This window comes from Bacillus sp. D386 (assembly GCF_006346415.1).
The window spans coordinates 58,883-73,868 of sequence record NZ_VEMV01000004.1 but is presented as its reverse complement, the minus strand read 5'-3'; the positions used below and the strand labels follow the sequence as shown (position 1 = coordinate 73,868).

The following is a 14,986-nucleotide window of genomic DNA, read 5'->3' as shown; positions in this document are numbered from 1 at the left end:
GCCTTTACTCTGATATAAACTTCTATTTCCTGGTTACATGCAACCCTTCATGCAAACACTCCAATATTTTCATAAAAACCTTTATTACGCGCAAAATAAGCTTTAGTATTAATCCAGTTCCCTTACTTTCTGAATTTTCCAGTTTCGAACCGTTCTCTCCAAATGATATTATTATTTTAGTATAATAAATAAAAGTAAAAGCTATAAAATAGGAGTGTTAAAATGGATTCAATTAGCTTTATTGAAATAATACAATTTGTTTTTTTAGGATTACTGCAAGGTCTTACTGAACCTATCCCTGTATCTTCAAGTGGCCACTTGGTCATCTTTCAGCATTTTTTCGGACTTAACATTCCGGGATTAAGCTTTGAGTTGTTTGTAAACTTTGCGTCCCTACTGGCCGTTATCTTTATTTATCGAGCAGATTTAATGAAGTTGATTAAAAATGGATTTTCCTATTTAACAGGTTCTGATAAATCTACCGCCACGAAAAAGGATTTTTATTTTATTCTTTACTTAATTGTTGCTACAATTCCAGCTGCATTTATCGGTCTTTTCTTTGAGGATCAAATCGCATCTATTTTTAAGGGTGTACGTGTCATTGGCTTTGCGCTGATTATCACAGGTATTGCTTTATGGCTTATCCGTAATTTAGAGGGCAGGAAAGCTGAGGGAGAACTAACATTTAAGGATGCCATTATTGTGGGATTATCACAGGCTGTTGCTTTAATACCTGGAATCAGCCGTTCCGGTGCAACGATCGTATCCTCTATGGCTATGGGAATGAACCGTGAAACTGCGTTGAAATTCTCGTTTTTTCTATATATCCCAATCAGTCTTGGCGGCATGGTATTTTCAGTATCCGATATGGTGAACGATCCTGATTTAGGAAGACTGCTGATTCCGTATGCATTGGCATTTATAGCTTCCCTCATCGCCTCCTATTTTTCACTGCGTTGGTTTATGGATATTATGAAAAAAGGGAAATTAGGTTATTTTTCTATTTACTGTTTTATCGTAGGAATCCTCGTTATTATCTTCGGTTAACTTATAAAAAGGAGAACAAGCATTGGTGCTTGTTCTCCTTTTTATATTTGCGAGTCGTTTTTATAGTACACTATATTTATATATACTATACATTTTGAGCTTTACATGACAAAACAACTAATACCCTAAAATAGTTCGAGCTACTTTACCACTATTCGTAATCCTAATAAATAAAGAACGGGTGATGGTTATGTTTAAAATTTTATTAATTGAAGATGACACCAGCCTTTTTAAAGAAATTAAAGAGAGGTTAACCCAATGGTCTTATGAAGTATATGGCGTTCAAGATTTCGGAGAGGTACTTAATGAATTTACGGATATTCAGCCTGACTTAGTCCTTATTGATATTCAGTTGCCTAAATTTGACGGTTTCCATTGGTGCCGGCTGATACGGACGCACTCCAATGTACCCATTTTATTTTTATCATCGAGAGACCACCCTACTGACATGGTGATGTCTATGCAACTTGGTGCTGATGATTTTATACAGAAGCCCTTTAACTTTGATGTTTTAGTTGCAAAGATTCAAGCCATTTTACGAAGAGTTTATAATTATAATGCTGATCAAACACAGCTGAAAATCTGGTGCGGAGCGACCATTAATTACGAAAAAAATACGGTTGAAAATGAACTTGGATCAATAGAGCTTTCAAGGAATGAAATTTACATTTTAAAGCAGTTAATCGATCATAAGAATAAGATTATCAGCAGAGATACTTTAATTCGCAGTTTATGGGATGATGAGCGGTTTGTCAGCGATAATACATTAACGGTCAATGTGAATCGGTTGCGAAAAAGGCTGGATGAACTTGGACTCGGACATTTTATAGAAACAAAAGTAGGTCAAGGTTACATGGCAAAAGAGACGGCTGATTCTTTATGATAAAGAGCTATTTAATTGAAAGACGAAGCTGGATTATCTTATTCCTATCAATTCATCTATTTATACTCTTTGTGGCTTATATTGACCAGTCTATCCCTTTTCAATCAATTGCTTATATCGTCTTTTTATCTGTAATTTTATTTACCATCTTCATTATCATACGCTATAAAACTGAAACGCAATTTTATAGAAGTTTAGATAAGCGGGAAACTGATTTAGACATCTCCACTTTGCCGGATGCAAGGAGCCCTATTGAACGAATTGTTCTAAATAGTATCCTGAATCAAACAGAGCAGCTGAAACATGCAACTGCACATAGCCAAACCTTAATTGAACAAGAAAAAGATGACTTACTCTCCTGGATTCACGAGGTTAAAACTCCGCTAACAGCCATGAATTTAATCATTGATCGCCTTGAGGATGAACGAACAAAATCTGAGCTAACCTATGAATGGATGAGAATTCAACATCTTCTTGATTCTCAACTTTTCCAAAAGCGACTTCAATTTATTGAAAACGACCTTTTAATAGAGAATTTAGATTTACGTAAAATTGTCTATAAAGAAATAAGAGAATTGCAGAGTTGGTGTATCCAGAAAAGAATCGGCTTTGACCTCCAGCTGGATATTACCGAGGTTGTAAGTGATGCCAAGTGGTTGAGCTTTATTATTAGACAGTTATTAACGAATGCAGTCAAATATAGTCATGACTCAGATATTATTATTTCAAGCCGCCCCCTGCCAAATGAACATATCATTTTAACCATACAGGATTTTGGCCGCGGCATTGATCAGAGGGATTTGCCGCGTATCTTTGATAAAGGCTACACTTCTGCTGTGGAACATACCGATAATGCTGCGACAGGTATGGGCTTATATCTAGCTAAAAAAGCAGCAAATCCTCTTATGATTGATATTGGAGTAGATTCAAAACTAGACGAAGGCACCCGATTTACGCTTACCTTTCCAAAGAAGAATGATTTTGTTGAGGTCATTAGCATGTGACAGGAATGTCACATGCTTTTCTATTTTGTTCGGAGAATAGAAGGATTTGAATAGAACGTCCTCTATATAATGAAGGTATCAATTAAAGGGAGACGATTCCATATGAATATATTAGAGGCACATAAAATCCATAAATCATTTGGTAGCAAATTTAATCAGCAAGAGGTTCTAAAAGGCATTGATATTACTATTAAAACAGGAGAATTTGTTGGAATAATGGGCGCCTCCGGTTCAGGAAAAACGACTTTACTTAATGTATTATCTTCGATTGATAAAGTCAGCACAGGGACCATCATGATTAATAATACAGAGATGACAGCAATGAAGGAAAAGAAATTAGCTGAATTCCGCAAGCATCATCTTGGCTTCATCTTTCAGGAGTACAATCTATTAGATACCTTAACCGTTAAGGAAAATATTCTTTTACCATTATCTATTAGCGGCTTATCCAAAAAAGAAGCTATAAAGAAGTTTGATGAGGTAGCTAAGGATCTTAGCATCCTGGACCTGAAGGATAAATACCCAAATGAACTCTCAGGCGGTCAAAAGCAGCGAACATCTGCAGCAAGAGCGTTTATCCATGAACCAAGTATTATTTTTGCCGATGAACCTACAGGTGCCCTTGATTCTAAATCAGCATCCGATCTGTTAAATAAACTAAGTGAATTAAACCAAAAGAGGAATGCAACGATTGTATTGGTTACACATGACCCTATAGCAGCCAGTTATTGCAATCGCGTTATTTTTATTAAGGATGGACAAATCTATACACAGCTAACTAAGGGCCAAGAAGATCGTGAATCCTTTTTCAGAGGAATTATTAAAACACAAGGAATCTTGGGTGGTGTTATGGATGAGCGTTAAAACACTCATATGGAGAAACCTCAAAAAAAATATAAACAACTATTATCTCTATGTATTTGCTTTAGTTTTCAGCGTTGCCCTTTACTTTTCATTTGTTACTCTGCAGTATGACCCCGCAATGGATGCTGCTAAAGGTTCGATAAAAGGAGGGGCTGCACTTCAAGTAGGATCTATTTTGCTCATTAGCATCGTACTTGTATTCCTGCTCTTTGCCAATAGTATTTTTATTAAAAGGCGGGGCAAAGAAATTGGTCTATTCCAGTTAATCGGTATGACGAAATCGAAAATATTCCGTATTTTAAATATGGAGAATGCGATTCTCTACTTTGGTTCATTGGTGGTAGGTATTTTTATTGGATTCTCCATTTCAAAGCTTATTATGCTTATACTAATTAAATTAACTGGTGTCGAGGATATAGCTGCTCTACGTTTTTCAGGAGAAGCGCTAATCCAAACTATTATTGTGTTCAGTGTGATCTATCTACTAATCATGTTATCAAATTATCTCTTCATTAAAAGACAAACTATATTATCATTATTTAGAGTAACTTCTTCCACTGAAGTAAAAGTCAAAAAAATATCTAAATTTGAAATCACAATTGGTATACTTGGTCTTTTTTTAATAGGATCTGGATACTATATTTCAACTAAACTTTTCGGTGAGGATTTATCTACTGGCGATGAGTTAATAGCAGCAATGTTATATATTCTTGGGGCTGTGATAGTTGGGACCTATTTGTTTTATAAAGGCTCTGTGACCTTTATTTTAAATAGTATTCGTAAAAAGAAAGATGGTTATTTAAATGTGTATGAGGTTCTCTCTCTCTCATCTATCATGTTTCGCTTGAAATCGAATGCTATGTTATTAACAATCATCACAACTGTTTCAGCACTTGCAATCGGTTTACTCTCCTTAAGCTATATTTCCTTCTATTCAGTAGAGAAAACAGCGAAGAATGATGTTCCAGCTAACTTCTCCTTTATGAATGAAAAAGATGCTGATCATTTTACAAGTGTCCTTCGTGAAAATGGCATTGCTTTTAAGGAGAAGAAAGTTGACGTTATTCAATCGAGAGTTAATATTGAGCAAATTATAGAAACCAGCCTTAATGTACTTGATCTTCGACTGAATTCTATGCCAATGCCTGTTATCAGTGAAAAGGCAATTGACGATGTTGAGTTATCTGCCCATGAGGCTTATTTCACCGGGTATAGCGACATGCTGAAAAATACGTTGGATTTTAAAGACACAGGTAACATCCAAATAACAGGTAACAACATAACGATTGACCAAAAATATACAGGCCTAAATAGGGATTATGTGATTTCCTGGAACTTTACCATCAGCGGTATACCTGCTGTAGTTGTGGATGAATCTACTTTTCAAAGATTAAAGGATGATATAGATCCAGCTATCCAGGATGCTGACTCACTCTATATTGGGATTGATATCACAGATAATGAACAGCTTCCAGAAGCAAATAGTCTATTCAACCAATTAGCTACTCAGGATGATACACATGAATCTCGTATTAACATGATCCAAGATAACAAAAAAAGAATGGGATTAACGATGTTTATTGTCGGATTTCTCGGTTTAACATTCCTTATTACATCGGGCTGCATTCTTTACTTTAAACAAATGGGTGAAAGTGAGGACGAAAAGTTAAACTTCTCTATCTTAAGAAAACTTGGATTTACCCAACAGGATCTTTTGAAGGGTGTTAAGCTAAAACAATTATTTAATTTTGGAATACCACTCATATTAGGTCTTTGTCATAGCTATTTTGCAGTTAAGTCAGGTTGGTTCCTATTTGGAATAGAGATTTGGACACCGATGTTACTAGTAATGGTGTTGTATACAGTATTCTATTCTATATTTGGAGTATTATCTGTTTCATATTATAAGAAAATCATAAAAGAATCGTTATAAAATTATTTATGGAGCTCTTGCTTTAAATAGCGGGAGCCTTCTTTTCATTTTGAAGAAAATAATTCGAGGAAAATTCTATAAATAGCGTGTTTTAATGATGGGAATTTAAATTTATGGTGCATACTCTAATTGCCTTTGTCTATTCATTTTAGATAAAGGCATTTAATGAAGTATACACCATTCCTAAAGTAGCAACTTTAGAGACAAATGTTATCACAATTGCTTTCATATTAGATCCTCCCTTGTTTCAATATTAGCCCAATATCGCATATGATTAATTACATTAAACAAATAATACAAGAGCCATTGTTACAAATTTAAGTCCAAATACAATTCCTAATCCTTTCATTCTGCCTTTCCTCCTATCTTTTTTTCTTTACGTTTGCATTCCTACAAAGAGCAAATATTACTACATACAATGTTCATTACATAAATAACATTAACGCCATTGTTACAGCTTTAAATCCAAATACAATCGCTAATGGTTTCATTCCTTCTCCTCCTATCTTTTTAATTACATATTGTCCTATTACATAAAAATTTGCATTGCTGTATAAACTAACAATAATGATCCCGCTTTAAGCGCAAAAGTTGATACTACACTTTTCAATTTCACAATCTCCTTTTCAAAAATAAGTGATCTTTCAAGTTGATTTCTCAACCTTACAGATACAGTATAGTCCAAAATGACTATAACAGTCCAGTGAAATTTTCAAAAAAAGTTTGTGAAATTATTCACTTATATTTTGTTAAGCACACCGTTTAATCTATTGGTATACATAGTTGTATACAAGTATTCATAGAAAAATATGATTGTGAAAGCAATGAAAACACTTCCAAAATCATGTGATTTATTTCACAAACTGTATTACTCTATAAAAATATAGACTATAACAGTTTTGTTATCTTGATAATTTTTTTCTAGATTTTATTCACAAACTTTTGTCTGTCTGCACCCAATTAATTCGACCTTCAATCTTCAATAAAAAAACCTAACCGAATGTTAGGTTTAAATGAATGAGGAATTTAATCCTTTAACATAATAAAGATCAACTCGAACAACTCGAATATTTGTTTAGGATCTTTACTTGTTATCTCCTTAATTTTATCCAGACGATATTGCAGCGTATTTCTATGAATATGTAACTCTTTTGATGTTAATGTCATATTGCCATTCTTATTAATATAGATCTGCAAGGTCTCCAGCAATTCCGGCGAAGAGATAAGAGAACCTTTAATATAGGAGTGATTAATAAACGAATCTATACCTATCTCGCTGATTCTGGATAAAAAGGATACATCCATATAATGAATAACTCTCTTTTGAAGATTTAATTTTTCACTAATTTGCATAGCACTGATTGCTTGATGATAGCTCTCAGAAATAGTGTCTACATGACTTCCAACACTGATCTTTATAGTCGAATTTTCATTAGTTAACAGGTCAGCCAAGGGTTTGACTCCGCTATTATCCTGTAGCAGGATGATGGAATGCTCATCTTCCTCAAAAACAGGATAATTGATTCTTTTAGGACTTGGCTTTGGCTTTGCAATCAGGACAGATGTTTTTCTTGTCAGATCAAGCTGATAATTCAGGGCTTCCCTTTTTATTTCATCTGAGTATTGGTACTTCGTTTCTACTAATAACTTAAGAAACGCGGACTTCTTTTTACTAATCTCCTCCATACTCTTCAACGCGATTTCTTGTTCAATTAACAGAGAGACTGTGGTTTTGACTAGTTTGCAAAAAGGGATTACCTCACCCGGCTCGCCACTAATCCCAATAACACCTACCATCTTTTGATTAATGACAATCGGTTCATTTGTACCCTTTTTTTCGTACCTATTATCCTCTGTTATTGTAATCATCCTGCCTAAACGTAGGGCTTGGACTGCTCCAGTATGAAAGGTTCCGATTCTGTCCTTACTCCCGCTGCCGATAATGATGCCCTTTTCGTTCATAATATTGATATTATATGGAATATCCGCCATCATTTTATCGACAATATGTTGCGCCTGTTTATTAGTTAACTGATACATGGTGAACAAAACCTTTCTTTATTTCTGTACCGCCTTATCTTATGATCCGTAAATCTTCTCCTATATTTCCATTATAAACTAACAAACCTCTCATCACTTTCTTTGTGCGTTTGCACAAAGAAAATCATCTATCCATCAATAGAATTGTAACCGCTACCAAACTATAATAAGACGTATTCCACACTACTTAGGAGGTTACAAGATGGACGGGATTATGATTAGTTGGATTGGGGCTTTAGCTGGTCTGGCAATAGCCATTATCTTAATCTTAAAAAAGCTGAACCCGCTGTATGCTCTATTTTTAGGAGCCATACTCGGATGTTTAATAGGTGGAGCTAACCTTGAGGAAACAATCAATATACTTGTTGGCGGCACTCAAAGTGTTATGGGGACTGTTATTCGTGTTCTTGCCGCTGGAGTTTTGGCTGGTGTCATGATGGAATCCGGGGCTGCAGAAACAATCGCCCAATCTATTGTTTCTAAATTAGGGGAAAAGAAGGCTCTCATTGCATTAGCTCTTGCCACCATGATTATTACAGCGGTTGGGGTATTTATCCCTGTAGCTGTCCTGATTGTAGCGCCTATCGCTTTATCAATTGGTAATAAAATGGGCATTTCAAAAATTGCTCTATTATTAGCACTATCCGGAGGAGGAAAAGCGGGTAACATCATCTCGCCAAACCCGAATACAATTGCAGCAGCCCGAGGGTTTGATTTAGAACTTAGCGATGTAATGATTGCAGGTCTTATCCCAGCAATTTTCGGCTTAATCGCAACTGTTCTCATCGCCACTTTAATCAAAAATAAAGGCGAAAAAGTTTCAGATAATGAGGTTGTGGATCTTGATCATGGTTCAGCTAACTATCCTCCACTGAATAAAGCAATCGTAGCTCCATTAGTAGCCATTATCTTATTAATGATTAATCCAATCGGTTCAATTTTAAATATAGAGGCCTTATCCAGCTTTAAAGTAGATGCTATGTACATTCTCCCCCTTGCAGGTATCATTGGAACAATAGCTATGGGGAAATCAAAAAATTTATTGAAATATACAGCATCAGGCTTGGATAGAATGACAGTAACTGTGTTAATTCTAATTGGTGCAGGTGCCATCGGAGGATTAATTTCTCAATCCAATCTATCCGCACAGGTTGTTTCATTAATTGAAGCTACCGGTATCTCTGGTACATTCCTGGCACCTATAGCAGGTATTTTAATGGCAGCAGCCACTGCCTCTACATCTACTGGCGTTATTATTGCCACAGGATCATTCAGCGAAGCTATTTTAGACATGGGAGTTGCACCACTTGCCGCTTCAGTTATGGTTCACTCAGGTGCAACAGTAATTGATTCATTACCGCACGGAAATTATTTTCATGTTACAGCGCAAAGCATGAACATGTCCATTAAACAAAGGATGTCCGTAGTCGGCTACGAAGCAATTGTCGGTGCAACCATGACGATTGTAGCCACCATTTTATTCGGATTTATTTTATAACAGGAGGGGTTACAATGAGCAAAACGTTTGTACTTGCACCAGATTCTTTTAAGGAAAGCATGACAGCAAAAGAGGTATGCATTGCAATGGAAGCAGGTATTAAAAAGGTCTATCCAGATGCAGATTTTATCCATGTTCCGATGGCAGATGGCGGAGAAGGTACTGTCCAGTCACTCATTGATGCAACAGGCGGCACTCTCTATTCATTAGACGTTACAGGTCCATTCGGCAACCCCGTAACTGCTCGATATGGAATTATGGGGGATCATGAAACCGCAGTTATTGAAATGGCAGAAGCCAGCGGTATTCACTATGTCACCCAAGAAACAAAAAATCCACTCATTACTACTACATATGGTACAGGTGAATTGATTCGCGCCTGTTTAGATAAAGGGATTAAAAAAATCATCATTGGAATTGGCGGCAGTGCTACTAATGACGGAGGAACAGGTATGGCTGAGGCGCTGGGTGTTCAGTTTCTTGATAAAGAAGGAAACCATATCCCTAGAGGAGGTGGCTACTTAAATCAATTGCATACAATTGATACGTCTAAAATAGATACACGTCTAGCTGATGTAACCATGATAGTTGCCTGTGATGTAACGAACCCTTTATGCGGCGAAACTGGAGCATCTCATGTTTTCGGGCCTCAAAAAGGCGCCACACCTGAAATGGTTAAACAGCTAGATCAGAATCTAGCGCATTATGCTGACATGGTAGAGCAGCAATTAGGACAAGCTGTTCGGAACACCCCAGGCTCTGGAGCTGCTGGTGGCCTGGGTGCTGGCTTACTCCTGTTTACAAATGCCACTCTTCAAAAAGGGATTGACATTGTAATCGAATTCAGTGGGTTACGAGAAAAACTTAAGAACGCTGACTACGTGTTCACAGGCGAGGGCGGCATTGACTATCAAACGCAATTTGGCAAAACACCTTATGGGGTCGCGCAAGCTGCAAAAGAACTTGACAAAAAAGTAATAGCAGTTGCCGGATACATTGGGGAAGGTATTGAAGAGCTTTACGACAAAGGAATCGATGCCATCTTCGGAATCATCCCAGAACTCGCACCCCTAGACCAAACCCTAAAAAACGGCCCTAAAAACATAGAAAGAACCTGTGAGAATATTGCAAGAGTGCTGAAGGGCCTCTAATAAAGGAACGAAGACTAAAAACGCCACGTCCTGTGGCAACGTCTTCATGACCTACATCCTGTAGGCCCGCGAAAAGCATAAGTCGAATACTCGAAGGGAGGGTTCTTCTCCCGTAGATTTTTGCTTATGACTCGAGCTCCTAGGCCCTGAAGCCGGACTACTCAGAGTGCTGAAGGACCTTGATCAAAGGTACGAAGACTAAAAACGCCACGGTTTATAGACCTTCAAAAGACCTTTAGAACCCTCATCTCGGAGGCTTCTGACACTCATTTGTGTGCCGTTAGGAACCTATGCCAGATCTGATAGGCTTAAGTGTAGTTCCTAACGTTACAAATAATAAAAGAGGCCGGGACATAAGTATTTCAGTTAATGATAAATCCGAACTATTTAGGTGATATTTTAATTGGATATTCGCCGGCTAGTGTGAGTTTTATTTGTTTTCATAGATAGGTTCATGCTGCATACCCTTATTCATATCTAGTGGAATGGAGCGGAAGCCACTCGACTCCTGCGGGAAGTAGAGGAAAGGCTGAGACCTGAGCAAGGCGCAGCCGAGGAGGCTAAAGCCTTCCTCCCCGCGGAAAGCGAGTGGCTGTAGCGCAATGGAACGGACTTTTTTCTCCAACTTAACTCCTTATCATGCAACAAAGTCTACTAGAATTAATTTAGATATCTTCGTCTTTCAGCATTGTTTATAAGTTAGTGTCCCAGCCTCTTTTTTAGTCATTATAATCCTCTTATCCCTTTTGATAGTCTCTGCCTATTCTATTTTATGAAATACCAAACCAATTTCTCATGTCTTCTCCAAAATAACCGATTACTTTGACATCCATAATACCTATATTTAATTATGAACTGAGTAATAATAACTAGTTTTTTAACCTGAACCAATATAATTAATAGTAGTATTTAACTGTTATCCTAGATACCTATCCATATACCACTTTAAATTTGATATATTTGTAAGCGGAGCCTAAAACTCTCAAAAAAATACAAAGGATAGGTGCCTCGTATGAAACTATGGAGTAGTATTAAAGGTCGGATCTTTTTAACAAGTACAATGGCAATCAGCTTGGTAGCAACCTCTTTTATGACAAGTGAAGCAGAAGCCACCAAGCACAAGCATCACAAGCCTAAGGGACAATCACAAGTAGAACTCCGTATTATGGAAACGACAGATATTCATACTAATCTTTTAAGCTATGATTATTATAAAGATAGCTCCGCCCCTAACATAGGTTTAGCTAAAACAGCTACTCTCGTAAAAAAGGCACGTTCAGAAGTAAAAAATTCTGTATTAGTTGATAATGGCGATTTAATTCAAGGGACACCTCTTGGCACATATAAAGCTAAAATCGATCCGTTAGAAAGAAGAGAAACACATCCAGCCATAAAGGCTATGAATATCATGGATTATGATATAGCGACTCTTGGAAACCACGAGTTTAACTATGGGTTGAAATATCTGAACGAAGTATATAATGACGCTGATTTTCCTGTCATTAATGCAAACGTATACATTGATGATCAGGATAACAATCCACGCAATGATGTTCATAAATTCCAGCCCTATAAAATCGTCAATAAAAAAGTTAAAGACCAATCCGGAAAAACCAAAATCATTAAGATTGGCTATATCGGTTTTGTTCCACCACAAATCAACGAATGGGACAAGGCCCATCTTGATGGAAAGGTCATTACAAAGGATGTTGTAGCAACTGCTAAAAAATACATTCCTGTCCTAGAGAAAAAAGGTGCGGATGTGATTGTTGCTATGGCTCACTCCGGTTTTAATGGGAATCTCGATAATACGGAGGATACCGTATATGCTTTAAGCAAAGTACCTGGTATTGATGCTCTCACTTTTTCACACACACATAAAGTATTCCCAGCTAAAACCGATGCTGAATTAGATGCTTTATTCAAAGATTCTGCAGGAAATCCTCTTCCTGGTGTTGATAATACTAAAGGAACCATTAATGGCGTGCCTGCTGTTCAGGCAGGGTATGGTGGCGCTGCACTTGGAATTATTGATTTGACATTAAAGCAAGTAAAAGGTGAGTGGGAAGTATCCAAATCTCAATCCTCCACAAGGAGTGTTGATGAGTCTGTACAACCTGATAAATCGATTGTTCGTGCTGTTCAAAAGGATCACGAAGGTACATTGAAATATATTGATACTCCTATCGGTACTACAACTGATGATATTTACAGCTACTTCGCACTGGTTCAGGACGATCCATCTGTTCAGGTCGTTACGAATGCACAAAAATGGTATGCAGAAAAGTACATTGAATTAAATAAACCGGAATTAAAGGATTTGCCTATATTGTCTGTTGGCGCTCCGTTTAAAGCCGGACGAAACGGTGTTGATGAGTTTACCGATATTAAAAAAGGCGATTTAACCATTCGAAGCGCCGGTGATTTATATCTTTACGACAATACATTGAAAGCCGTTAAAATCAAAGGCTCCGTAGTAAAAGAATGGATCGAAATGTCGGCAGGGAAGTTCAATACGATAGACCCTGCCAAAGAAAATGAACAAGAACTATTGAACCCTTCCTTTGCAGTATATAATTTTGATGTCATCGATGGTGTCAATTATCAAATTGATGTGACGAAGGCTCCAAAATATGCACCAAACGGTACTCTTATAAACCCAGAATCAAGCCGAGTAATTAATCTGGAGTACAATGGAAGTCCAATTGATCCAGATCAGGAATTTATCGTTGTGACAAACAACTATCGTGCCGGTGGCGGAGGTAACTTCCCTGGATTAAAAGGCAGTGAACTGGTCATTGATTCAGCAGATGAAAACCGCCAAGTTCTAATGGATTACATTTCTGAAGTAAAAGAAATCACACCAACTGCTGACCGCAACTGGTCTATTGCTCCAATATCAGGAAATGCGAATGTCACATTTACAACTTCACCAAAGGCAGAAGAGTATATTACAGATGAAACACCATTCACGTACACTGGAAAAACAGACTCTAAAGGCTTCGGAATCTTCAATATCGATCTAAATCGTGGAGTCAATGTTCAGTTACTGGGATTAAATGATTTACACGGACAGTTAGATACTGTCACTACTGTTGGAGATTTACCAACAGGACCTATTTCATATACAGCGGCAGCATTAAAGAAGGAAGAAGCTACAAATCCCAATACATTTCTAGTGCATGCCGGGGATATGATTGGAGGAAGTCCGTTAGTCTCCGCTTTATTCCAGGACGAGCCTACGGTTGAAATATTAGAAGCAATCGGATTTGATGTCGGAACATTTGGCAACCATGAGTTTGATGAGGGCATTGATGAACTCAAGCGTATGATGAATGGCGGCGACCATCCTAAAGGCAACGCTGACTATGACGGAATGAACTTTCCATTAGTTGCTGCCAATGCTTTTGACACTAGAGATGGGAATTTAATCACCCAGCCCTATACAGTTTTAGAAGCTGAGGGCGAAAAAATTGGTGTTATTGGCGTTGTAACTCAGGAAACGCCTACTATGATCGTAACAAAAGGAAATGAATCATTAAAAATCACAGATGAAGTAGCTGCCATCAACAAATATACAGATGAACTTAAGAAACAAGGAATTGAGGCTATTATCGTGCTTGCCCATAATCCCGCAACGCAAACTGGCTATACCGATTCCTTCGATGCAAGCCGGATTGCAGAGCAGATTAATGATGAAGTCGATGTGATTTTTGCGGCACATAACCACGTAAACGTGAACCGCGTCGTTGATCAAAAATTAATTGTTCAAGCTTACTCCTATGGAAATGCTTTCTCTGATGTAGACATCACCATTGATCCACTAACAGGCGATATCGTCAGCAAAACAGGAAAAATAAACACTGTTTACCAAAAGGACTATGCTCCAGATTCTGAAGTCTCATCTATTCTAAAAAAATACTCTGATCGAGTAGAGCCCATTAAGGCGCAAATAATAGGCAATAATACGGCTTCGCTTGAAAAAAGCTATCCAACTACAGCAAGGGAACTCAGTGACATTGCTCTCGGTAATTTAATTGCAGATGGTATGAAGGCAGCCATGGATTCAGATTTCGCCTTAATGAATGGCGGCGGTGTACGCTCTCCATTAGATGCAGGCGAGGTAACATTTGGTGATTTATTCGCCATTCAGCCTTTTGGTAATGTATTAAACAAAGTAAAGCTTAGCGGATCTGATTTGGAAGTCGTTTTAAATGAACAAATCACAGCAAGAGGTTTAGATTATCACGTATCCGGTTTTAAATATACCTACACTTATGATGACCAAGCAAAAACCGGTAAGGTAGTCGATATCCTTTTACCGGATGGCAGTAAAGTCGATCCGAATAAAGAATACACAGCCGTGATCAACAACTATATGTATGGAAATATCAGTACGAGCTTTGGTAAGCTATCAACAGATATGGAAGTCGGACCAGTTGATATAGATGCAACTGTTGAGTTTGTAAAAACCTTGCCTTCCCCGTTTGAGTATAAGGCAGAGGGTAGAATTCAAAAAATAGATTAACAAGTGATTAAAGGACTGCCAATTTCATAATAGGCAGT

General features: G+C 37.4%; 9 protein-coding genes. 8 read left to right on the top strand and 1 reads right to left on the bottom strand.

Translation table 11 applies throughout. From position 1 onward, the window contains the following. Nucleotides 1-222 precede the first annotated feature (222 nt). The 5 genes from FHY45_RS12420 (at nt 223) to FHY45_RS12400 (ending at nt 5,731) form a co-directional block, all read left to right on the top strand. Nucleotides 223-1,047 carry an undecaprenyl-diphosphate phosphatase gene (locus FHY45_RS12420; protein WP_066109587.1) on the top strand — a complete coding sequence of 275 codons (825 nt, stop codon included), beginning with the start codon at nt 223-225 and terminating at the stop codon, nt 1,045-1,047. A gap of 190 nt (nt 1,048-1,237) precedes the next feature. Further along, entirely contained in the window at nt 1,238-1,930 is a 693-nt protein-coding gene (locus FHY45_RS12415) for a response regulator transcription factor (protein WP_066109590.1), read from the top strand. Continuing rightward, nucleotides 1,927-2,934 (top strand): sensor histidine kinase, encoded by a 1,008-nt coding sequence (locus tag FHY45_RS12410; RefSeq protein WP_066109593.1) that lies wholly within the window; start codon nt 1,927-1,929, stop codon nt 2,932-2,934. Before FHY45_RS12415 ends, FHY45_RS12410 begins: the two co-directional genes overlap by 4 nt. 102 nt (nt 2,935-3,036) lie before the next feature. Beyond that, nucleotides 3,037-3,798: an ABC transporter ATP-binding protein gene (locus tag FHY45_RS12405; RefSeq protein WP_066109596.1), complete on the top strand. Its 762-nt coding sequence runs from the start codon at nt 3,037-3,039 to the stop codon at nt 3,796-3,798. Then, entirely contained in the window at nt 3,788-5,731 is a 1,944-nt protein-coding gene (locus FHY45_RS12400) for an ABC transporter permease (protein ID WP_066109599.1), read from the top strand. The genes FHY45_RS12405 and FHY45_RS12400 overlap by 11 nt, the downstream gene beginning before the upstream one ends. A 1,026-nt stretch (nt 5,732-6,757) precedes the next feature. Here FHY45_RS12400 and FHY45_RS12395 read toward each other — a convergent pair. Next, nucleotides 6,758-7,771 carry a CdaR family transcriptional regulator gene (locus FHY45_RS12395; protein WP_066109602.1) on the bottom strand — a complete coding sequence of 338 codons (1,014 nt, stop codon included), beginning with the start codon at nt 7,769-7,771 and terminating at the stop codon, nt 6,758-6,760. Nucleotides 7,772-7,973: 202 nt separating this feature from the next. Here FHY45_RS12395 and FHY45_RS12390 point away from each other — a divergent pair, with 202 nt between their 5' ends. The 3 genes from FHY45_RS12390 to FHY45_RS12380 all read left to right on the top strand — a co-directional run bounded on the left by FHY45_RS12390 (nt 7,974) and on the right by FHY45_RS12380 (nt 14,948). After that, a complete protein-coding gene (locus FHY45_RS12390) occupies nt 7,974-9,269 on the top strand; it encodes a GntP family permease (protein ID WP_066109605.1) in 1,296 nt (431 codons plus the stop codon). Nucleotides 9,270-9,283: 14 nt separating this feature from the next. Continuing rightward, entirely contained in the window at nt 9,284-10,420 is a 1,137-nt protein-coding gene (locus FHY45_RS12385) for a glycerate kinase (RefSeq protein WP_139892041.1), read from the top strand. 1,012 nt (nt 10,421-11,432) lie between these two features. Beyond that, nucleotides 11,433-14,948, top strand: coding sequence for a bifunctional 2',3'-cyclic-nucleotide 2'-phosphodiesterase/3'-nucleotidase (locus tag FHY45_RS12380; protein ID WP_139892040.1), 3,516 nt, complete (start codon nt 11,433-11,435; stop codon nt 14,946-14,948). Nucleotides 14,949-14,986 lie beyond the last annotated feature (38 nt).

Bases quoted from the DNA above. Each gene is read 5' to 3' on its own strand.
- FHY45_RS12380 (WP_139892040.1), top strand. From the start codon at position 11,433: ATGAAACTATGGAGTAGTATTAAAGGTCGGATCTTTTTAACAAGTACA.
- FHY45_RS12410 (WP_066109593.1), top strand. From the start codon at position 1,927: ATGATAAAGAGCTATTTAATTGAAAGACGAAGCTGGATTATCTTATTC.
- FHY45_RS12420 (WP_066109587.1), top strand. From the start codon at position 223: ATGGATTCAATTAGCTTTATTGAAATAATACAATTTGTTTTTTTAGGA.
- FHY45_RS12415 (WP_066109590.1), top strand. From the start codon at position 1,238: ATGTTTAAAATTTTATTAATTGAAGATGACACCAGCCTTTTTAAAGAA.
- FHY45_RS12385 (WP_139892041.1), top strand. From the start codon at position 9,284: ATGAGCAAAACGTTTGTACTTGCACCAGATTCTTTTAAGGAAAGCATG.
- FHY45_RS12390 (WP_066109605.1), top strand. From the start codon at position 7,974: ATGGACGGGATTATGATTAGTTGGATTGGGGCTTTAGCTGGTCTGGCA.
- FHY45_RS12400 (WP_066109599.1), top strand. From the start codon at position 3,788: ATGAGCGTTAAAACACTCATATGGAGAAACCTCAAAAAAAATATAAAC.
- FHY45_RS12405 (WP_066109596.1), top strand. From the start codon at position 3,037: ATGAATATATTAGAGGCACATAAAATCCATAAATCATTTGGTAGCAAA.
- FHY45_RS12395 (WP_066109602.1), bottom strand. From the start codon at position 7,771: ATGTATCAGTTAACTAATAAACAGGCGCAACATATTGTCGATAAAATG.